Here is a 20,574-nt window from a genome sequence, read left to right on the forward strand (position 1 = left end):
TTTAACCGCTAGGTATCATACCCTGTTGGACATCCATTGCCCCAACGCCTTCAGCGAAATCTTCCTCGCAGCCGCAATGAAGATCGCCTAAGCCATCAGCTGGGGCTGCGGCGGAAAAGTTGGACCGTTCCCTACGCTGCAAGTCCCAGGCTCCGACGGTACTGCGCCGGGCTCATGTAGCCCAGATTGCTCTTGAGCCTCCCGTCACGGTACCACGACAGGTAGGCATCGAGCCTGCCCATGAACTCCTCCATGGTCACCCCGGACCAGTCCTGCCCATAGAAGAACTCCACCTTGAGCCTCCCGAAGAAGCCCTCCGCCCTCGCGTTGTCCGGGCTGCACCCCTTCCTGGACATCGACCTCACCAGCCCATGCTCCTCGCATATCCTCAGCCAGCCGGGCCAGCGGTAGTGGCAGCCGCGGTCGCTGTGCACCTTGGGATGCTCGCCCTCGCGCAGCTGCCTGCATGCCTCCAGCAGCGAGGAGTTCGCCATCTCGGCGTCGGGGGAGGTGGACGACGACCAGCTGATCGGCATGCCGTCGAAGCAGTCCACGATGGGCGACAGGTACACCTTCCCTGCCGGGATGCGGAACTCCGTCACGTCGGTGACCCACAGCTCGTTTGGCCTGTTCGCGCCGAAATGGTGCTTCCCATCCTCGTCCCTCAGCAGGTTGCCGGGGGCCTCCGATATCTCGCCCGCATAGGAGCTGTAGCGCCTCCTCCTCTTGGGCGCGCGGGCGGCGAGGCCCTCCTGCCTCATGATGCTGCGCACGGTCCACTCGCCGATCCCCGCATCCGGCCCGGCCCCGGAGTTGACCTGCGCATATATGCGCCTGTATCCGTAGGTCCCGCCGCTCTCCTCGAATGCGGCCCTGACGGCCTCCCGGGCGGCGGCGCGCTCCGGGCCCTCGCCCCTGGCCAGGGCCCCCTTCGCGTACTCATAGCTGCTCTTGGCCATGCCCACGGCGGCCAGCAGCTCCCGGAGGCTCCACCTCCCCCTCAGCGCCTCCACCATCGACGCCTTCTCCCTGTTCGTCAGCCGGTTCGGGTCGGTGCCCGGGTCTTTTTTTACGATCTCGAGGGTCGCCTCGCGCACGTCCAGCTCGAGCTGCACCTGTCTGAGGCGCGCCTTCGCCTCTCTCAGCATGTCCTGCAGCTGCCCGATGTCGTCGGGAAGCTCGTCGATCTCCTTGGCCACGGGAAGCCCTTTCTCCTGGTGTCTCCCTCCATTATGGCCCATGATCTCCCTGCGCCATGCGTAAGGCGCGGTCCGCGACACGCCGTTCCGCTCGGCGACCTCCGCCGCCGTGCCCGTCCTGGCCTCGAGCTCCGCGACCACCTGCACCTTCCTTTCCAGGGGCACGGGGCCCCGATCCGGGCTCGGGCCCCTGCGTTTCCTCTGGCCCGGCGCATATTCGTCGATCCACTCGCCGAGCAGCTGGCGGCTCTTGGGATAGCCGAGCGCCCTCGCCGTCCGTGCCAGGCTCCTGCCATGGCCGAGGTAATAGTCGACCGCGGCGCGCTTCATCGCGTCGGTGTATGTCGGGTCGGAGACGGACTTCCGGACAGGCACCACGCCGGTCCTCTCGTATTCCCTCCACCAGCCCCTGAGCGTCCCCCGGTTGGGATACCCCAGCTCGGCAATTGTGTCAGCATAGCTATGGTCGAACCTGATGAATGTCTCGAGGGCGCTCCTTCTCTGCTCCTCGCTGTATGCCATGCGATGGCCTCCTTGAACTCCTTTGGTCCAAGTTCTCCACCGCAGTCCCGCTTTGACATACAAAAAACGACAATGTGTACCAAATTTCGCGTCTTAATGGCGATTTGGCGATGCCAGATCGGTGCCCTTGCGCATTTGCGCCATGTTTAACGATCAGATCTGCTCGCATGCCGGCGTTGATCCCACATTTCGCGCAATTGTACGCGGATACGCGCTGAAACGAACACGCTTTGGGATAGACACGCTACCCGGCGGTACACATTGTCGATTGTTGTAAACTCATATCTTCAATGGGTCATTGGAAGCCCCCATGCGCAAAGACGGGCGCCAGGTTATCCTGGCGCCCGTCTCGTCACATTCGCTCTGCTATCGCGAATTAGAAGCCCTCGTGGAAGGTACGGGAGATGACCTCGTCCTGCTGATCCTTCGTGAGGTTGTGGAAGTTAACGGCATAGCCGGAAACACGCACGGTGAGCTGCGGGTACTTCTCCGGATGGGCCTGGGCGTCGAGAAGCGTGTCACGGTTGAACACGTTGACGTTCAGGTGGTGGCCACCCTTCTCGGCGTACGCGTCGATCATGCTCACGAGATTGTCGGCCTGCGCCTGCGGGATATCAGCGACCTTCATGGTGTTCTCCTTTTCTTGTTTGACGCCCCAACGCGCCAGAATAGGAATTGTTACTGAAAGTATATCAGTAGATGCCGCGCCGGTACGCCAGAATTACGACCGGCGCGGAAACATTACAGACGGACCACGTGGCCCGCGATCTTAGCGATCCTCAGAGCCCTCAGGAGCGGAGGAGTCGGTGCAATCGCAGCAAGCAACCGGGTTCTCGAACTCGATGTCACCGAGGTCGATGTCGCCAAAGAAGACCTCGTCCTCCTTGCCCAGCGCGCCCGGCACGATGGAGAAGGTGTTGGAAATGCCGTCCTGCGCGTCGCGGAACGGAAGCTTGGAAACCGAGCTCAGAGACGCGATGGCGCCATGGCTGTCGCGCTGGTGCATCGGGTTGGCACCCGGGGCGAACGGCACGCCGGCCTTACGGCCATCGGGCGTGGCGCCGGTGTTCTTGCCATACACCACATTGGAGGTGATGGTGAGGACAGAGGTGGTGGGCACGGAGTTGCGGTAGGTCTCGTGACGACGGATGCACTCCATGAACTCATGCACGATGTCGTGGGCAAGAGTGTCGACGCGGTCGTCATCGTTGCCGTACTTGGGGAAGTCGCCCTCGATGTTGAAGTCGACGATGACACCCTGCTCGTCGCGGACGGGGTGAACCTTGGCGTACTTAATGGCAGACAGGGAGTCGGCCACGACGGAGAGGCCGGCGATGCCCGTTGCGAACCAGCGATGGACGTCCTTGTCGTGCAGGGCCATCTGAATGGCCTCGTAGCAGTACTTGTCGTGCATATAGTGGATGATGTTCAGCGTGTTCACGTACACGCCGGCAAGCCACTTCATCATGTCCTTGTACTTGCTCATGACGTCATCGAAGTCGAGCGTGTCGCCCTCGACCGGACGGTACTTAGGGCCGATCTGCTTGTGGGAGACCTCGTCCACACCGCCGTTGAGTGCGTACAGAAGGCACTTGGCGAGGTTGGCGCGAGCGCCGAAGAACTGCATCTCCTTACCGACGCGCATGGAGGACACGCAGCAGGCGATGGCGTAGTCGTCGCCGTGGTACACGCGCATGACGTCGTCGTTCTCGTACTGGATGGACGAGGAGGCGATGGAGGTCTTGGCGCAGAACTCCTTGAAGGCCTGCGGCAGGTGCGTGGACCACAGGACGGTCAGGTTCGGCTCCGGGGAGGTGCCCATCGTCTCGAGCGTATGGAGGTAGCGGTAGCTCATCTTGGTGACGAGGGTACGGCCGTCAACACCCATGCCGCCAATAGACTCGGTGACCCACTGCGGGTCGCCCGAGAAGAGGTTCTGGTACTCGGGGGTACGAGCGAACTTGACCATGCGGAGCTTCATGATGAAGTGGTCGACGAACTCCTGGATCTGCTCCTCGGTGAAAGTGCCATTCTTGAGGTCGCGCTCGGCGTAGATGTCGATGAAGGTGGAGGTGCGGCCAATGGACATGGCGGCGCCGTTTTGATCCTTCACGGCAGCCAGATAGGCGAGGTACATCCACTGGATGGCCTCCTGGGTGTTGGCAGCCGGGCGGGCGATGTCGAAGCCGTAGAGCTTACCGAGCTCGATAAGCTGCTGCAGCGAGCGAATCTGCTCGGAGAGCTCCTCGCGCAGGCGAATGTTGTCCTCGTTCATGACGGAGGGGGTGGAGGACTTCTGAGCCTGCTTGTCCTTGATCAGGGCGTCAACGCCGTACAGGGCCACGCGACGGTAGTCGCCGATGATGCGGCCACGGCCGTAGCCATCCGGCAGGCCGGTGATGATGTGGGCGGAGCGGCAAGCGCGCATCTCGGGCTTGTACACGTCGAACACGCCGGCGTTGTGCGTCTTGCGCTTGTTGGTGTAGAAGTCGACGATCTCGGGGTCGACCTCATAGCCGTGCTGGGAAGCGGCCTGGCAGGCGATGCGGATACCGCCGTTGACGTGCAAGGCGCGCTTGAGCGGCTTGTCGGTCTGGAGACCGACAATGGTCTCGCGCTCGGGATGCTCGGCGTCGATGTAGCCGGCCGGGTGCGACAGGATACCGGTCACGACCTTGGTGTCCATGTCGAGAACGCCGCCCTGCTCACGCTCCTTGAGCATAAGGGCCATGACGTCGTCCCACAGCTTGGTGGTGCGCTCGGTGGGGCCCACCAGGAACGACTCGTCGCCCTCGTAGGGGGTATAGTTCTTCTGGATGAAGTCGCGGACGTCGACCTCTTTGGTCCAATTACCGTCCTCGAAGCCTTCCCATGCCTCCTGCATTACCTGACCACGCTCCTTGTCGTGCTGTCGGGACGGCTCTCGCCCCGATATCCGGCATCCCCGAACAGCGGCCAGCCATCCCCATGCGCCACTCGCCGAAAAAACGCGCGCGTTTGAGTGAAAATAGCAACCGTTGGCCGAAGATTTATTCACGCTTGCAAGGATACCATAGCCGCAGGTGATTCGGTTTATCGTAATTGGGACTTTTTCTCGTTCATTTTATCGTTCTAGGCTGCTCCAGAGCCTCCCGCGTGTAGGTCCTTCCACGCAGCCCTTCCGTGGCCACCGTCCCCTACTCCCAGGTCTTCCAGACCTCGGGGCAATACCCCACGGTCGCCTTGGCGCCGTTGCGCACGATGGGCTCGCGAAGGACCTGCTGGTTCTCGAGGAGCTTGTCGAACTTCTGGCTCTCCGCCAGGTAGGTGATCAACGCGACGGTGTCCTGGTCCTTGGCGCCCTGGTCGATCACGGCGTCGATGCCGCCGGCCGCGCGCATCACGCTCTGGAGCTCGCCCTTGCTCATCTCCTTCTCGCGCAAGTCGATGAACTGGAACTTGATGCGCCGCTCTTTGAAGTAGCGCTGCGCCTTCTTGGTGTCGAAGCTCTTCTTGGTGCCGAAGATCTGGATGTTCATAGGGCCTCCGCCTCTCGTGGTCATGGTCTCGCATGCGCACAGTATGCCAGAACGTCGGCACGACAAGCGGGGGCCGGAGCGCCGTCCGCCCGCAGGAAGCGCTCCGACGTTTACGCCGAGGCCGATTCGCGGCGCGCGACCTCGTCAATCAGGACCGTGTCGCCATGGCGCGCTGCCGCGATAGCAAACAGCATGAAGATGCCCATGAGCGCGATGTAGGCGAAGAGCAAACCGGGGGCGACATCCATTACGATGCCCGACAGGATGGGGGTCGCCACCTGCGCCGCCATCGAGACCGTGTAGTAGTAGCCCGAGTAGCGACCAACGCTGTTCGCGTCCACCACCTCGAGCAGCATGGTGTACACGCACATGTCAACGCCGCCCAGCGCGATGCCTATGGCGAGGAACACGAGGTAGAAGACGGGGCTGAACCCGGGAATAAGCCACAGGGCTACCGGTGCAAGAGCCATGACGAGCGCCGACGCCACGGCAACGCGCTTACGTCCCACCTTGAGCGAGAGGTTAGCAAGCGGCACATATCCCGAGAGCGCGCCAACTATTGTCACGATGTTGATAATCGCGTAGCTGCCGCCCTCCATGTTGTAAAACATATCAGCATAACGCGAGATATTCGTGGTCATGGCGTTGTAGCTCATGTAATAGAAAAAAGTTGCGGCCAAGAGCATCGCAATCGAAAAGAGTACGGAGCGGTCGGTGATCTTCGCACGGCCGCCTGCCTCGGGTGAGTCGTCGACCATGATCTCGGACTCCTCGATCCCCATCTTAAGGCTCTCGTCATGCATTTTTTGCACGAGCTGTGGCTCGCGCACACGGATGGCGTACACCACCGCAGAACCCAGGATGACGAGCGCCTGCAGCATGAACAGCGGAATGTAGTTGGGCATGTCACCGGAGGGCACCATCACCGCAATCGCCACGAGCATCGCGCCCGTGCCCGCGTAGCCCACCATCTTTTGGATCGAATCGGCCTTGGTGCGCAGCGGGCGTGGCGTGATATCGCACACGATCGCGACGGTCATGGTGCGGTACATGCAGATGGCGAACAACGTGAGGAGGATTGCGAAGATGAGCAGCGGCAGGCTGCGCATCCCGTTGGCGACGGCGATAAGCGGCACGCTGAAAGCGGCAATCACCGACCCGATCAGGATGAACGGCGTGCGGCGACCGAGGCGGCTTGCACAGCGGTCGGACAGGATGCCGAACAGGGGTAGCAGCACGAGACCGAACACGTTGTCGATCGCCATGACGGCACCGGTAGTCATATTGTCCAAGCCGAACGTCCCCGTGAGCATCTTGGGAACGATGCCGTCAAAGACCTGCCAGAAGCTGATCATGCCCATGAACGGCAGCGAGGCGAGCGCGACATGCGCGTAATCGAGCCTGGGCGCTCGGGAGGTGCGGGCCTTGTTCTCTCCAGCCATGTTCATCCCCTATCGAAGCTCGTCGAGATTGCGCAGGAACGCCATGTAGAACTCGATCCCGCGCTTGTACACGTCCACGCCGATGCGCTCATTCGCCGTATGCAGCAGCGAGCGGGCCTCACCCGAGTAGATAAAGCCGCCAAAGCGGTACACGCGCTCGCAAATCTCGCAGAACTCCCGGGAATCCGTGCAGGAGTTCTGCACGTACGGCGCAAAGCCCGCCTCGGGATACACTCCCGCGACGCAGCGATGCAGGTAATCGAAAGCGGGGTCGTCCTCGAACGGGCTCACGGGCGCGGGCTCAGTGTAGGGCACGGCCTGCTCGATCTCGATGGTGACGTGGTCGGGGCTCACGCCGCACGCTCGGCACGCCTCCTCCGCGCGCTCACGGGCGCGGTTGATAGCATCCGTGACCGTCTCGAACGGGGCGATACGGACGTTGAAGTTCGCCGTTGCCACCGTGGGGAGCACGTTGTGGGCCGGCGAGCCCTGCAACTGGGTGAGGGCGTAGGTGGTGCGGATCATCGCACCCATCTCGGGATTCGACGACATGATCTTCGATACGAGTGGACGCGTCAGCCACAGATTTGAAAACACCATGCGGTACAGGGTCGAACTGCGGCTCGCAAGCTCCATGAGGGTCGCGTCGAGGGCGCGCGTGAACTCGGGCTTACCGGGATTCGCGGCGATATGCTCGCACACGCGGGCGAGCAGGCGCGGGGCGTCGTTCTCGGCGGGCGTCGATGCGTGGCCGCCATCGGCGCGCGCCGTGACCTTGAGGTCGACATGCCCTTTCTCGGAGACCCCGACCATCGCCACGGGCTCCTCCACGCCCAAGGGGGCGTCTGTCGCCACCGCGCCGCCCTCATCCATCACCATATAGGGGTGGATGCCGTGCTCGCGCATCCACGCAACCGCCTGCCGCGCAGCCGGACCCGCAACCTCCTCGCCGTTCGACGAGAAATACCAGACGTCGCGCGGAGGCACATAGCCCTCACCGATCAACACGTTCATCGACTCGAAGATCGCCGCGGCGATGTTCTTAGTGTCGAGCGAACCACGGGCCCAGATCTCGCCGTCGTGGATCTCGGCGGCAAACGGGTCGTGGTCCCACGCCTGACCCTCAGTTGGCACTACGTCCTGATGTGCCATGAGCACGATCGGGTCGAGGGCGGAATCAGCACCAGGCCAACGCATGAGCAGGCCGAACTCGTCGAACATGGTGAGTTCGCACACCTCGAACACGCGGGGGAACTGCTCGCGCAGGGTGGGCACCCAGGCCTCGAAGGGCGTGCGATCCACGAGTGCCGGATCGTCGCGCGAGATGGTGGGCACCCGCAGGAGCGCCCGGAATCGCTCGACCGCGTCATCCCCCGCGTGGTAGCCCTCTGCTGTGAGCGGTGTACCCGCGGGCGCACTCGGACGCAGGCCCGCTGCGCGCTTCGCACATGCAATTGCCGTGACACCCGCCACCGCGCCCACTGCGGCACCTGCCAGCGCCACCGTCGTGCCCATCTTGCCCATGGCTCCTCCTCGTACATGAGAAGGCGCGCCGCCCCCTCGGACAGCGCGCCTTCAGTTTTCGTTATCCGTCTACGAAATGGTAGCACGTACTTTAGGCAAGTAGAGCAAAATACCCCAGCACCGCGATGCCGAGCACAATGCGGTAGATGCCGAACGCTGTGAAATCGTGACGGCGGACAAATCCCATGAGCCACTTGATCGCAATGAGCGAGACCACAAAAGCGACGGCGCAACCCACACCGAGGATGGCCAGACCGCTCGCGTCGAACACGCCGCCCTTGAGGAAGAACTTGACGAGCTTGAGGAAGCTCGCACCGAACATGACGGGAATCGCCAAGAAGAACGTAAACTTGGCGGCAACGGAACGCGTGGTGCCCAACAGCAGGCCGCCGATGATGGTGGAGCCGGAGCGCGAGGTACCGGGAATAAGCGAGAGCACCTGGAAGCAGCCGATGCCAAGGGCGGTCTTGTAAGAGAGATCCTCGAGCGAGGTGATGGAGCCAAAGTCGCCGCCTTGCGTGGGCTCGATAGCGACGGCGGGAGCCGCAAAGTGGGCTCCCCCGGGACGGGCGTTCGCCGCGGCTTCCTCGGCCACGCGCGCCGCAAGCTTCTTGGCGCGCCAGCGCTCGATCACGATGAACGCGACGCCATAGACGATGAGCGCCGCAGCGACGACCCACGCGTTATAGAGGTGCTCCTCCATGAAGTCATCGAGCGGGATGCCGATGATCGCCGCAGGCAGGCAGCCCACGATGATCTTGCCCCACAGGCTCCACGTGTCGCGGCGCTCCTGCTTCGTCTTGCCAAAGCCAAAGGGCAGCAGGTCGCGCAGGAAGAGCACGCAAACGGCGAGAATAGCGCCAAGCTGGATCACGACGAGGAACATGTTCCAGAATTCCTCGGTGACGTTGAGCTTGATGAACTCGTCGACCAAGATCATGTGCCCCGTCGAGGAGATAGGCAGCCACTCCGTGATGCCCTCGACCAAACCGAGAAACGCGGATTTAAGCAGTTCGATGACGTCCAAAGGACCTCCCCCAGTTTCAACCGTATAACATGACCGCAAGCGTGGCGCAGTCAAATCATTCTTCCGCCTATTATCGCCCCTCTTCGCCCGCTGCACCGAAAAAGCACGCCGTTCGCGGCATGTTACGCACCGGAAACGGGCAATTGGGTATAACTGTGGCATGGTAAAGCACCAAACGGTGGGTACACGGAAGCCCGCCACAGGCCAAGGAGGTCACCATGCACGAAGGTTATTCCAAGGTATTTGTTGCCCTTGACGGTACCGACCAGCAGGATTTCGTGCTCGCACGCGCCATCAAAGTCGCCGCGAACAACGGCGCTGCTCTTGTTATCGGTCATGTCATCGATTCGACTGCGCTCGAATCCGCTGGATCCTACCCCGCCGATCTGATCCAGGGCCTGCAGGATGCCTTTACCAACTCCATCGCGGCCCAGGTCGAGGAGGCCAAGGCGAACGAGGCGATTCCCTCCGTCGAGGTCATGATCCGCGCCGGGCGCATACGCGAAACGCTCAAGGACGAGATGCTCGACGTGATCAAGCCCGACCTCGTACTCTGCGGCGCCCGCGGCCTGTCCTCCATCAAGTACGCGCTGCTCGGGTCGATCTCCACGTTCCTGCTGCGCAACACCGATTGCGACATCCTGGTCGTGAAGTAGTCGCTCCCCACCGTCCGGGATGGGTAATTCCTTCGCAAACGTCCTTGGAAAGCCACCTTCGGGTGGCTTTCCTGCGGAATGTTTGCTCAAGAAATACCCATCCCGGTCGTTCGCTTTATACTTCGCGAGAACTTAAAACTCGAGCAAACGTCAAACGGTGCATCACCCATACAGGCGATGCACCGTTTTCATATATGACCGTTCGGGAAAGCCGGCTACTCGTTGTCACCGGCGGTGAGTTGGGTGGCATTGAGCGCCGACTCGGTGTTGGCGGCGGCATCGGGCCACACCCAATCGGTGAACGCGGGATGGTCGTAGCCCTCCTCCACGGCGAACTCGAACGCCTCGAGGCGGAACGCCTCCCATGCCTCGATCTGCTCGGCATGCTCGGACTCCCCGCGAGCGCCGTCGATCAGGCGCAGGGCCTCCGCCGCAAGCGCCCAGCGGTCCATGTTGTTCAGGCGCAGCATGTCGAACGGCGTGGTCGTGGAGCCCTTCTCCTCGTAGCCGTGGACGCACCAAGCGTCATGGCCGGGACGCGCCCACACCAGACGGCGAATCGTACCGGCGTAGGCGTGGAAGCAGAACAGGACCGGCTTCTCGCCCGTGCCGAAGAACTCGGTGAAGCGGTCGTCCGAAATCGCCTGATCGTTCTCGCAGGCGTTCTGAATCTTAAGCAGGTCGACCACGTTCACGAACCACACCTTGACACCATGGCCGCGTAGCAGGTCCACGGCGGCAAGCGCCTCGAGCGTGGGCACATCACCGCACGTGGCGATGACCATGTCGGCGTCTTCCAGGTTTTCCGCAGTGCTCGCCCACTCCCAAGCGGCCAGGCCCTCCTCGAGCTCAGCGCGCGCCTCGCCCACGGTCACGAAGGTCGGCGCAGGCTGCTTGCCGCAGAAGATCGCGTTCACGCAATCCGTGGACCGGTAGACGCGCTCCGCAACCGCGAGTGCCATGTTCGCATCGCAGGGGTAATAGGCGTTCACCACGTGCGTGTCGTTCGCCTTGTTGAGCAGGACGTCGATGAAGCCCGGGTCCTGATGGGAGAATCCGTTGTGATCTTGGCGCCACACATGGCTGGAGAGCAGGATGTTCAGACCGGAGATCGGAGCGCGCCATGGGATCTCGCGGCGACATGCCTCGAGCCACTTGCAGTGCTGGTTCACCATGGAGTCGACCACATGGACGAAGCTCTCGTAGCTTGACCACACACCGTGGCGGCCGGTGAGCACGTACGCCTCGAGGAAGCCCTCGCACTGGTGCTCGGAGAGCTGCTCGATCACGCGGCCCGAAGGCGCGAGCAGGTCGTCGTTGTCGGCATCCGCGTAATGACCCGCGAGCCACTGCTTCTTGGTGGCGGCGTAGGCGTCCTGCAGGCGGTTCGACGCCGTCTCGTCGGGGCCGAAGATGCGGAAGTCGTCATTCGCGGCGAGAACGTCGGCGGTGTAGGCACCAAACACGCGCGCCGCCTCGGTCGCGCCCCAGCCGTGACCCTTCTCCGCCACCGGGACCTCATGAGCGTGGACGTCGGGCAGCACGAGCTCGCGGCGAACCGTGCCACCGTTGGCGTTGGGGTTGGCGCCGATGCGCAGATTCCCCTCGGGCATGAACGCCGTGACCTCATCGCGGATCTGCCCCTCAGGCGTGAAGAGCTCCTCCGGCTCATAGGAGCGCAGCCAAGAGCGCAGCACGCGGAAATGCTCGTGGGTGTCGCGGGCGTCCGCCAGCGGGACCTGATGCGCGCGCCAGGAGTCCTCGGTCTTCTTGCCGTCGATGTGCTTGGGGCATGTCCAGCCCTTGGGCGTGCGGAAGACGATCATCGGGTACACGGGACGGGTCTCGTCACCCATCTCGGCGTTGGCCTTGATGTCGCAGATCTTGCCAAAGACCTCCTCAAGCAGGCCTGCGAAGCGCGCATGGATGGAGGCGTGCGGCTCGTTGTCGAATCCGGCGACGAAGAAGTGGGGCTCGTACCCCATGCCCTCGAAGAACTTGGTGAGTTCCTCGTCGGAGATGCGCGCTAGGATAGTGGGGTTCGCGATCTTGTAGCCGTTGAGGTGCAAAACGGGCAGGACGATGCCATCGGTCTTGGGGTTGACGAGCTTGTTCGACTGCCACGAGGTCGCCAGCGCCGCGGTCTCGGCCTCGCCATCGCCCACCACCGCCACGGCGAGCAGGCTCGGATTGTCCATCACCGCGCCGAATGCATGGCTCAGCGTGTAGCCGAGCTCGCCGCCCTCGTGGATGGAACCGGGGGTCTCGGGCGCGAAATGGCTCGGGATACCGCCAGGGTACGAGAACTGGCGGAAGAACTTCTCGAGGCCCGCCTCATCATCCGTGATGTCGGGGCGGATTTCACGGTAGGTGCCGTCGAGCAGGGACTGCGCGGTGCCCGCGGGACCGCCGTGCCCGGGCCCCATGAGGAAGATGGTGTTCTGGCCGTGGTCGGCGATCAGGCGGTTCACGTGGCCGAACAGAAAGTTGATGCCCGGGGTGGTGCCCCAATGGCCCACCAGGCGATGCTTGACGTCGACGCGGCCGAAATCGCGCTGCTCCCCCGTCTTGGCATCGGTCCAATCGGGGCGCATGAGAGGATTGGAGCGAAGGTAGATCTGACCGACGGACAGGTAGTTGGCGCAACGCCAGTACTTATCCACGCCGGAAAGCGCCTCCGCGCTCACCGGACCGTCGAGCTTGGTCCACGGGGTGCCGATCACGGGTTGAGTCATGGCTTATTCCTCCCACGCAAAGGCGGGACATCGTTCCGCCTTTCGAATATCGTTAAGCCGAGTGTAAACGATAAAACGTTTTATCAGAAATGATAAAACGTTTTTTCTAAATATCTATAATTCTGTTTGCTATTGTTTACCCTGTTGGCAATTTGATTAGATATGGTTCGGATGAACGGCTCGCAGGTGCATGCGGCAGCGCGCCGCATGTCCGCACGCACGGGTCGCGGCTAGTTTGCAATGGGTGCGACACTTGCCTGGCATACCAAGCGCGGAGCCAGCACGCGGTCCTCGAATGCGCGGTCGGCACCCTCCCCGATTCGAGAGAGCAGCAGTTCCATCGCGTTGTCGGCGAGCTTCGAGACGTTTTGCTCGATCGCCGTCAAAGCCGGCTCGAATAGGGCGTCCGCAGCGGAGTTGTCGTAGCTCACGAGCGAATAATCGCGCGGCACGCGCTTGCCGTGCGCATACAGGCACTTCAGCGCTCCAAGAGCAATGTTGTCCGAACTCGCAAAGACCGCCGTCGCATCGGTGCCGAGCACCCGCTCCGTTGCCGCCGCACCGTCGGCGATATAGTAGTCGCTCTCGAACACCAGGGAATCATCCACGGAAACACCGTGGGACTCCAGTGCACGCCGATATCCCGTAAGGCGCGCGTTGCCGGTGTGTGAAGAGGTGTTAACTAGACATGCGATGCGCGTATGGCCCTGTTGCAGCAGGCAATCGGTGGCGAGAAAACCGCCAAGCTCGCTGTCGAAGCGAACCCTATCGCAGCTCACGCCCTCGATAAAACGGTCCACCATCACCAAGGGAACCGGCAGCGATGCGAGGCTCTCGACGAGCTGCTCATCGGCATCGATCTCATGCGCCGTCACCAACATCAGGCCGTCCACGCCGCGATTGACCAGCAGACGTACGATCTCTTCCTCATGTTCAGAGGACACATCGGAATTCATGATGAAGAGGGCATACCCCCGCTCGCGGCACCTGACCTCCAAGTTTCGGGCGAGCGAGGAGAAGAACCGGCTCTCGATGTTGGGGACGATCAGGCCGAACGTCCTGGATTGCTGCATAACCAAGCTACGGGCGATTTGGTTGGGGACATAGCGTTTGCGCGCCGCGACCTCTTTGATCCGCTTGCGGTTTTCTTCGGAAATGCGGCACGGGCGGTCGTTGAGAACCAAAGACACGGCCGAAGGGGACAATCCCACTTCTTGGGCGATTTCCTTGAGTGTCACCTTGGCGGCCATATTCCCTCCCGTAAAAAAGACGGACGTCGGCACATGCCGACGCCCGTTGCAATATTGCCGCACATACACGACTTGGTCAACGGTTTTACCACTGAACGGTCGGTCGCACGCCCCGCACGGTCGCCAGCCTACGCGAGCGGTTCGAGGATCACCAGCGCGTCGTGGCTAGAGGGATGCTGCTCGACGCGCGTTGAGCCAACAGCACGCTAAGACTGCGCCAGACGCATCGCGCCCTGAACGGCACCGTACAGGTTGGCGTCGTTACCGAGCTGAGCGGCGACCACGTTGGGCCTCGGGAACCCGGCGAGCGGACCCGCGAAGCCCGAGAGCGCGACTTCCATCTGCCTCTCGAGTGCCTCCATGAGCTCGGGGTGGCAGCTGATACCGCCCGCGATGGCGAACACGTTCGGATCAAGAACGGCCTGGAGGTTGAGCAGCATGTTGTCGAACATGAGCGCGTAGCGATCGAGCCCGCGCCGTGCGGCCTCGTCGCCCGCGGCGACCCACTCGAACGCCCTGCGCCCGTCCACCGTGCCGTCGTCCTCCAGGCCCTTTTCGGAGAGCATGAGGGCCACCAGCGTGCGCCAGCTACCCGTCCCGCCGAAGATGTTCCCCATGGAGACCGGCGCCTGCGCGTCGTTGCGGATGAAGCTGAACTCGCCCGCGAATCCATTGGCGCCGCGCAGGACCCTGCCGTCCACGACGATGCCGCCGCCGATGCCCGTGCCGATCGCGAGCACAACGCCCGTGGAGGCGCCGCGCAGGGCGCCCGCGGCATACTCGCCCAGAGCGCAGCACTTGCCGTCGTTGTCCACGGCGACCGGCATGTCGAAGCGCTCGCGCAGCAGTCTGCCCACTGGGCAACCGTCCATATAGGTGAGCGCACCGCCCCGATGGATCACGCCGTCCGGATCCCCCTCGTAAATGCCTCCGGGGGCGCTCACGCCAATCGCCCGGACACGGTCCGCGTACGGCTCGACGATCTCCATGAGGGTCGAGACCGCCTCTTCCGCAGTGGAGAAATCCGTTGGGATAGACCCACGCTCGCGAATGGAGAAATCTTCTCCGAGGACCGCCCACTTAACGCTCGTCCCGCCGATATCAATACCAAAAAACTCGTCCATCCCTTTTCCTTCATCTACATGCCGCCCGTGTAAGACGTGCGGCCACCGTGCGAGCGCGCAATGCGGCCGAACGGGGGCAACCTCGAGTCGAGGCAGTACGGCTACTCCGCCTTGACCGTGCGCACGCGCAACATCATGTACTGACGGCTGGGCAGATCGATTCGGAACGCACCCTCAAACGTCTGCGGCAGGGTCTCGACGGTCATGTTCCACGTGTCGATAACGTCAACCTGGTAGCGCTTGCCCTCGTCTCCGGTGAACTCACGATACGCCGGGCGGAAGAAGCCGAAGTACATGAGGACGTCATCGGTGCCCTTGCCCATGGAATCGGCCATGCACGTCACGTCCCAGGTGAAGGTCCCGTCAATCACGCCGATCTCGTCGGGAACCCAATCCATTCCACTCGGCAGCGACTCCATGTAGGAGCGGCAAAACGCAATACGCTCGGGAGAGTCGCCGTACAGCTTGCCGCCATGCGCCCACCAGAGCTTGGGTCCGCGGTCGACAAAAGTCTCGCCGTGGGTCACATAGCCACCGCGCAAGCAGCCCTCCCAGAACCGACGAACCTCTTCCTCGGCGGTGAGGTTGCCCCAGCCCCAGTTGATGTTGCCCTCGTAACCAGCCTCGTCAACGATCACCGGCTTACCGTACTGGGCGCGCAAGTCGACCACGCACTCGGCGGTGCGCTGCAAATCGCAGCGCTGCCAGCTCACATGGGTGATCCAGGGATGGCTATGGTCGAAGATCTCGCGGCAGTTGTGGATTGAGCGCAGGTGGCCGTACGGGTCGTTGGCCATGACGATGCGAGCGTACAGGTCCCAATCCTCCGCCGGCTTCCAGGGCAGGAGATCCCATTCGTTCGCGAGGCTCCACCACACGTTCTTGTAGGCGGCAAGGCGACGCACCGCATACGTGAGATAGAAGACGTCCTCATCCTTGGTCATGCGGGAGAAGCCCCAGTCCTCGGGTTTGTCATACGGGTGCAGCAGGATAATATCCGCCTGGATGCCAAGCTCGTCGAGCTGGGAGATGCGCTTCTCCAGGTTCTCCCAAAACGGCTCGTAGAACTTGGTATGGTCGAACGCCCCCTTGGAGCCCTCGAACGCGTACATCGCCGGATCCTCCACGTTGTAGTCGTAGAACTTGGGGAAGATGCACATGCGGATCTTGTTGAACGGGGCGTGGGACAAGGTCTCGAGCGTCTGCTCTTGAAACTCCTCGTCCTGATTGGTCCACGCGTAGCACGTGGTACCAAAGGGCAGGTAACGCGTACCGTCCTCATAGGCAAAGGTGAAGTCGTTCTCCGTGCTGAACGGGGCCTCGCGCGGCAGGACGTCGCGGGCACGAAGCACGCGACCATGGTTGTCCCCGCTCGCCGGCGTCACCTCGAACGAGCCCTGTACTCCGTTGAGGGCGGAGTCGCTGGAATGCGTGGTGTAGTTCCACGCGCCAGCGCTTCCGGGCATGAAATTGACCCCATAAGTGCCATCACCCTTGTAGAATCCGGGCACGTCCACGGCATCCCCGCCGTCAGCGCGTTCGAAACGAGCGCCAAACGTCACGTCGACATATGGATTGCCTTCAGCGGTGCCCTCAAGCTCCACGCTGAAGACCTTATATTGCTCTACAGACTTCATGGTTTCCTCCCATTTTGGAATGATCAATCTACAGGCGCCCGGGGCTACCTTGAGCTCCCCGGGCGTATCTCCAGGATTTACTTGACGCCCTTGATGAGCGCGATGAAGACGAAGCCAACCACGACAAGAACGATCGCGACGGGGAAGGCCATGAAGTAGGAGCCGGTGGCGACCACGATGGACGATGTGACAATGGGTCCAAGAATCTGGCCGATGGTGTTGGCGATGTTCAGGATGCCGAGGTCCTTGCCAGCTTCTTCCTTGCTTGGGAGAACGTCAACGTTCAGCGCTTGGTCAACGGAGGAGTAGATGCCGTAGCCCAGACCGGCGAGCAGTGCGAAACCGTACATGCCCATGACGGACTTGAGGATCCACGGCGCGGCGATGCCAACGGCGATAAGCAAGGTGGCGACCGCGATGATGGGCTTACGCGCGCCGAGCTTGTCGGATATGGCGCCCGATGTCAGTGAGGAGATGAGGGAGACCACCATGATCACAACGGACATGGAAGACAGGACCGCTCCCGCCTCGGCAACGGGCAAGCCGATGTACTTCTCGAGAATGTAGAGCTGGTAGCCATTGACGCAGAAGTAGCCAAAGATGAGGAGCAGACGACCGACCAGGGCAAGGTAGAAGTTGCGGCAGTTCTTGGTGGGCGGAACGAACATCTTGAGGAGCGAGACGAGGTTCAGCTCCTCCTTCTTCTTCTCGCCATCCGCCAGCGCGGCAGACTTCTCACGAGGCCAGATGATGATGGCGAGGATGCCGGTGAGCAACCAGGAGACCGTGCCGATCACAAAACCGGGGACCGGGTTGGAGAGGAACTGCGTGCCGATGATGGTACCGACGGACTGACCGGCGGTGGCACCGCCGCCGTAAAACGCCGAGAGCGTGCCGCGCTTATTGAGCGGGATGCGGTCGGACAGCACCGCCACGGCGGGCGCAAGCATGCAGTTCAGACCGATCTGGAGGACGCACCACGACGCGACGATCATGGGAAGTGTGGTGGCAACCGAAGTGCTCCAGAACGCGGCACCGCAGATGAAGCCGCCCACCACGATGAACGGCGTGCGCTTGCCAAAGCGAGAGTGGCAGTGGTCGGAAAGGGCGCCGAACACGAGGTTCGACACGAGCGCGAACACGGAACCGACGGAGTTCATGGTCGCCAGAATCGCCTCGGGCTGACCGATTCCCAAACCGTTAAAGCGCTCGGGGAACAATACGTTCGAGCCGATTGTGCCGGACATCATCCACATGACGCCGAAGATGATGAAACCGATCATGAAGCGCCATGTCTCCGTTTTCGGCATGGGCTTTCCCGTGTCGGGGGCAATGACATTCTCGTCAAACGTCGCTGTTGCTGTCTGCTGGGCCATGAGATTGGCTCCCTTCGAAGTGGTGATGCGCAAAAGGAGGCGCACCCTCGAAGCCACAAGGAGGGGTTCTGCCTTGGATTCGAGGACGATCGGGAGAGAGGTTGCGATCTGGGATGCGCCAGCACGTTACTTACTGAGTACTAAGTAACTTACTATCTGCATAGTAAGGTTACTTAATACTCAGTAAGTACTTATCTATGCAAGCGGTATGAATCCCTAGGTGAACGGCATATGCTCTCCACGAAAGCAGAGTGCGGCGTCAACCATTCGCACGAATTTCAGCTAGCATTGGGAGGGCGCGGGCATATTCCCACCCGCGCCCACTTGAGGAGAACCACGAATGACCGAAGCATCCCCCAAAAAATCTGTGCGCACCGCAGCGAAGCGCAGCGTCGCCGCACAGGAACGCCTCGACCAAATCGTCCAGGCTGCCGTCCGCCTTATCAACGAGCGCGGCTACACCGGCATGTCCCTCCAGGCGGTCGCCGATGCCGTAGGCATTAGCCAGCCCGGCGTCTTGCATTACGTGGGCAGCAAGCACGGACTGCTCCTAGAAGTGATCCGACACTACTACGATCGCTGCTCATCGGCCGATGACTATGTTTCGCTCTTTGCACCCGGCGGGGCCCTCGAGGGACAGCAGCCGAAAATCCCCGAGTACTGCCGCCTCGTCGTTGCCGAGAACAACAACCAGCCGGAACTCGTCATGCTGTTCCAAACGCTTAACACCGAGGGCATGAGCACGGCGAGCCCAATGCACGACTACTTCAATAAGCGCTCGAAGAACATCACCGACCCGGAGCAGAAGATTGCATGGAGCGTGCCGGAGGGGGTCAACGCGCACGACACGTTCTCCTGCGCCATGGCGGCGATGTACGGCCTTGAGGGGCGCTGGGTTGCCCGTCCGGATGAAATCGACTATCCCGCAGAATGGGCCAAATTCGAGGACGTTCTCTTCCCCCTCCCCTTATGGGAGGGTTATCGATAACGGCGCGGTAACTTTTCGCAACATCGAAATCGGCAGAAATTGAGTTAACTCTACGCTCCAAGCTCCGTGATGGGTATGACATAGACGCCACTCGGCATTTTCCACGTATATGATGCCTTGCCGACGAGCACCGCCAAAAACGAAGGGTCTGCATTGCGCGCCGCTGGGTTGCGAGCGATTTTATCCCTCAAGCGTAGCAAGTTCGCCTCCGCTGCGGGCACCTTTTCTTCGCTCAACTTGACCTCGAATGCCCCCCACCTCCCATCAGGCAGTTCGACAACAATATCCACCTCAAGCCCGTCAGCGTCGCCGTAATAGGAAACGATGGGATTCGGCATTGTGCCCAATGCGGTGCTGTACACGCGAACGTCACGAAGGCACAGCTCCTCGAATAACGTACCGAATGTCTGCGTCTCGCGTAACAAGCGCTCGGGAGACATTCCCAGCAACGAAGCGGGCAGTGAGGGATCCGTAAACGTGCGTTTTGGCTTTGAGCGAATCCTGGACTTAGATTTGATAGGAGCGTCCCAGCCAACCTGGTTTTCTATAAAATACTGGTCCTCGAAAAACGAGACGTAGGGTTCCAGCTCACTTTGAAAATACGATGCTGCGACACCCGATGGCACAACTCCCTCATGCAAATCGGCGTACATCGTGCGATACGTCAGGGACGTCCCCATGTTTCGCGCCAGCGACGATGCGCATCTCCGAGCCATGCGCGAATCAAGTCCGGCCTTTACCGCGCTCACAGAAAATAGTGCATCCAGGTATTGCGCCGCGATATCTCCGACCAGTTCATCATCGCCCTCGAGCGCCGCGGGCCATCCACCTCGGCAAATCGCATAGGCAAGCTTGCGTACATCAGTCGATGCCACACCGCCAACAAACTGGCCTTCGAACAATCCACGAAGAGAGACCGCCCCCGTTGACTCCCCGCTCTCGAATAAACTCATGGTGCGCATGGGGACCGTCGCTATCCTCCCTGCACCGCTGTGCGAGACTTTACTCTTATCGACCGTCGAGGAACCCGTCAACAGATACATGCCACGCTTGTTGCCATGCTCGTCTACGCTTCGCCGCACCGCGTCCCAAACTGTCGGAACGTCCTGCCATTCATCAATCACATGGGGGAGCTGCCCTTCGAGTGTTAGAGATACGTCAAGCTCCGCCATACGACGAGTGCCCGCATCGTCCAAATGAGCTATGCTCGCCGCCTGTGCCATGCTCGACCATGTTTTCCCGCAGAACTTCGGACCGGCAACCTCCACGGCGCCGAATGCCTTCATCCTCCGTTCGATAATCGAATCTGTCAGTCGAGGCAAATATCCGGAAGGCTTAAGACCCATACATATCACCTCCGCGTGAACGGGCAATGAATTTAGTATAAATAATTTTCGAGCGACTTTTATCGAATTTTCGAGCCTATTTTTCTGAAAAATCGAGCCATTATTTCTGAATTTTCGAGGCACGTCAGTCACGAACGCGCTCAGTTCGCGAAATGATTGACCCGCACGGCAAGAAGCCCCAGCGCACTTGGCACTGGGGCTTCATTACTTCGTTGCGGCATAGACAACTG

At 61.4% G+C, this 20,574-nt stretch carries 15 protein-coding genes; 2 read left to right on the top strand and 13 right to left on the bottom strand.

Annotated features, from left to right (window positions below):
• Positions 1-131: 131 nt before the first annotated feature.
• From ACX9NZ_RS07365 to ACX9NZ_RS07395, 7 genes are all read right to left on the bottom strand, one after another.
• On the bottom strand, positions 132-1,721 hold the full coding sequence (locus tag ACX9NZ_RS07365; RefSeq protein ID WP_407496995.1) for an IS3 family transposase: 1,590 nt from the start codon (positions 1,719-1,721) through the stop codon (positions 132-134).
• Positions 1,722-2,097: 376 nt separating this feature from the next.
• Positions 2,098-2,349: an autonomous glycyl radical cofactor GrcA3 gene (grcA3, locus tag ACX9NZ_RS07370; protein ID WP_040360482.1), complete on the bottom strand. Its 252-nt coding sequence runs from the start codon at positions 2,347-2,349 to the stop codon at positions 2,098-2,100.
• Positions 2,350-2,490: 141 nt separating this feature from the next.
• Positions 2,491-4,605: a formate C-acetyltransferase gene (pflB, locus tag ACX9NZ_RS07375; protein WP_118652469.1), complete on the bottom strand. Its 2,115-nt coding sequence runs from the start codon at positions 4,603-4,605 to the stop codon at positions 2,491-2,493.
• A 292-nt stretch (positions 4,606-4,897) separates the two neighbouring features.
• The gene (locus tag ACX9NZ_RS07380) at positions 4,898-5,239 is read right to left on the bottom strand and encodes an arsenate reductase family protein (RefSeq protein ID WP_294123632.1); all 342 of its coding nucleotides are present in this window, start codon (positions 5,237-5,239) and stop codon (positions 4,898-4,900) included.
• A 110-nt stretch (positions 5,240-5,349) separates the two neighbouring features.
• Positions 5,350-6,681, bottom strand: coding sequence for an MFS transporter (locus tag ACX9NZ_RS07385; RefSeq protein ID WP_118652465.1), 1,332 nt, complete (start codon positions 6,679-6,681; stop codon positions 5,350-5,352).
• A gap of 9 nt (positions 6,682-6,690) precedes the next feature.
• Complete coding sequence (locus ACX9NZ_RS07390; protein WP_294123630.1) at positions 6,691-8,205, bottom strand: M20/M25/M40 family metallo-hydrolase; 1,515 nt, start codon at positions 8,203-8,205, stop codon at positions 6,691-6,693.
• Between the two features lie 91 nt (positions 8,206-8,296).
• A complete protein-coding gene (locus ACX9NZ_RS07395; RefSeq protein ID WP_118652463.1) occupies positions 8,297-9,232 on the bottom strand; it encodes an undecaprenyl-diphosphate phosphatase in 936 nt (311 codons plus the stop codon).
• 218 nt (positions 9,233-9,450) lie between these two features.
• On the opposite strand from ACX9NZ_RS07395, the gene ACX9NZ_RS07400 reads away from it, so the two are divergent.
• The gene (locus ACX9NZ_RS07400; RefSeq protein ID WP_294123628.1) at positions 9,451-9,888 is read left to right on the top strand and encodes a universal stress protein; all 438 of its coding nucleotides are present in this window, start codon (positions 9,451-9,453) and stop codon (positions 9,886-9,888) included.
• A gap of 215 nt (positions 9,889-10,103) precedes the next feature.
• Here ACX9NZ_RS07400 and ACX9NZ_RS07405 read toward each other — a convergent pair whose 3' ends face one another.
• From ACX9NZ_RS07405 to ACX9NZ_RS07425, 5 genes are all read right to left on the bottom strand, one after another.
• A complete protein-coding gene (locus ACX9NZ_RS07405; RefSeq protein WP_294123626.1) occupies positions 10,104-12,623 on the bottom strand; it encodes a phosphoketolase family protein in 2,520 nt (839 codons plus the stop codon).
• 230 nt (positions 12,624-12,853) lie between these two features.
• The gene (locus ACX9NZ_RS07410) at positions 12,854-13,873 is read right to left on the bottom strand and encodes a LacI family DNA-binding transcriptional regulator (RefSeq protein ID WP_294123624.1); all 1,020 of its coding nucleotides are present in this window, start codon (positions 13,871-13,873) and stop codon (positions 12,854-12,856) included.
• 206 nt (positions 13,874-14,079) lie between these two features.
• On the bottom strand, positions 14,080-14,997 hold the full coding sequence (locus ACX9NZ_RS07415) for an ROK family protein (protein WP_294123622.1): 918 nt from the start codon (positions 14,995-14,997) through the stop codon (positions 14,080-14,082).
• Positions 14,998-15,098: 101 nt separating this feature from the next.
• Positions 15,099-16,634 carry a DUF5605 domain-containing protein gene (locus ACX9NZ_RS07420; RefSeq protein WP_294123620.1) on the bottom strand — a complete coding sequence of 512 codons (1,536 nt, stop codon included), beginning with the start codon at positions 16,632-16,634 and terminating at the stop codon, positions 15,099-15,101.
• Positions 16,635-16,711: 77 nt separating this feature from the next.
• Entirely contained in the window at positions 16,712-18,010 is a 1,299-nt protein-coding gene (locus ACX9NZ_RS07425) for an MFS transporter (RefSeq protein ID WP_407496650.1), read from the bottom strand.
• A gap of 340 nt (positions 18,011-18,350) precedes the next feature.
• On the opposite strand from ACX9NZ_RS07425, the gene ACX9NZ_RS07430 reads away from it, so the two are divergent.
• On the top strand, positions 18,351-18,998 hold the full coding sequence (locus ACX9NZ_RS07430) for a TetR/AcrR family transcriptional regulator (RefSeq protein WP_118652451.1): 648 nt from the start codon (positions 18,351-18,353) through the stop codon (positions 18,996-18,998).
• Positions 18,999-19,048: 50 nt separating this feature from the next.
• Here the strand turns inward: ACX9NZ_RS07430 and ACX9NZ_RS07435 are convergent, their stop codons facing one another.
• Positions 19,049-20,344 carry an ATP-binding protein gene (locus tag ACX9NZ_RS07435; protein WP_294123616.1) on the bottom strand — a complete coding sequence of 432 codons (1,296 nt, stop codon included), beginning with the start codon at positions 20,342-20,344 and terminating at the stop codon, positions 19,049-19,051.
• Between the last annotated feature and the right edge of the window lie 230 nt (positions 20,345-20,574).

This window comes from Collinsella sp. BM28, assembly GCF_054551995.1.

Coding starts and splice junctions, on each gene's coding strand:
- ACX9NZ_RS07405 (WP_294123626.1), bottom strand. CDS start 12,623: ATGACTCAACCCGTGATCGGCACCCCGTGGACCAAGCTCGACGGTCCG.
- ACX9NZ_RS07425 (WP_407496650.1), bottom strand. CDS start 18,010: ATGGCCCAGCAGACAGCAACAGCGACGTTTGACGAGAATGTCATTGCC.
- ACX9NZ_RS07430 (WP_118652451.1), top strand. CDS start 18,351: ATGACCGAAGCATCCCCCAAAAAATCTGTGCGCACCGCAGCGAAGCGC.
- ACX9NZ_RS07415 (WP_294123622.1), bottom strand. CDS start 14,997: ATGGACGAGTTTTTTGGTATTGATATCGGCGGGACGAGCGTTAAGTGG.
- grcA3 (WP_040360482.1), bottom strand. CDS start 2,349: ATGAAGGTCGCTGATATCCCGCAGGCGCAGGCCGACAATCTCGTGAGC.
- ACX9NZ_RS07410 (WP_294123624.1), bottom strand. CDS start 13,873: ATGGCCGCCAAGGTGACACTCAAGGAAATCGCCCAAGAAGTGGGATTG.
- ACX9NZ_RS07390 (WP_294123630.1), bottom strand. CDS start 8,205: ATGGGCAAGATGGGCACGACGGTGGCGCTGGCAGGTGCCGCAGTGGGC.
- ACX9NZ_RS07420 (WP_294123620.1), bottom strand. CDS start 16,634: ATGAAGTCTGTAGAGCAATATAAGGTCTTCAGCGTGGAGCTTGAGGGC.
- pflB (WP_118652469.1), bottom strand. CDS start 4,605: ATGCAGGAGGCATGGGAAGGCTTCGAGGACGGTAATTGGACCAAAGAG.
- ACX9NZ_RS07385 (WP_118652465.1), bottom strand. CDS start 6,681: ATGGCTGGAGAGAACAAGGCCCGCACCTCCCGAGCGCCCAGGCTCGAT.
- ACX9NZ_RS07435 (WP_294123616.1), bottom strand. CDS start 20,344: ATGGGTCTTAAGCCTTCCGGATATTTGCCTCGACTGACAGATTCGATT.
- ACX9NZ_RS07380 (WP_294123632.1), bottom strand. CDS start 5,239: ATGAACATCCAGATCTTCGGCACCAAGAAGAGCTTCGACACCAAGAAG.
- ACX9NZ_RS07400 (WP_294123628.1), top strand. CDS start 9,451: ATGCACGAAGGTTATTCCAAGGTATTTGTTGCCCTTGACGGTACCGAC.
- ACX9NZ_RS07365 (WP_407496995.1), bottom strand. CDS start 1,721: ATGGCATACAGCGAGGAGCAGAGAAGGAGCGCCCTCGAGACATTCATC.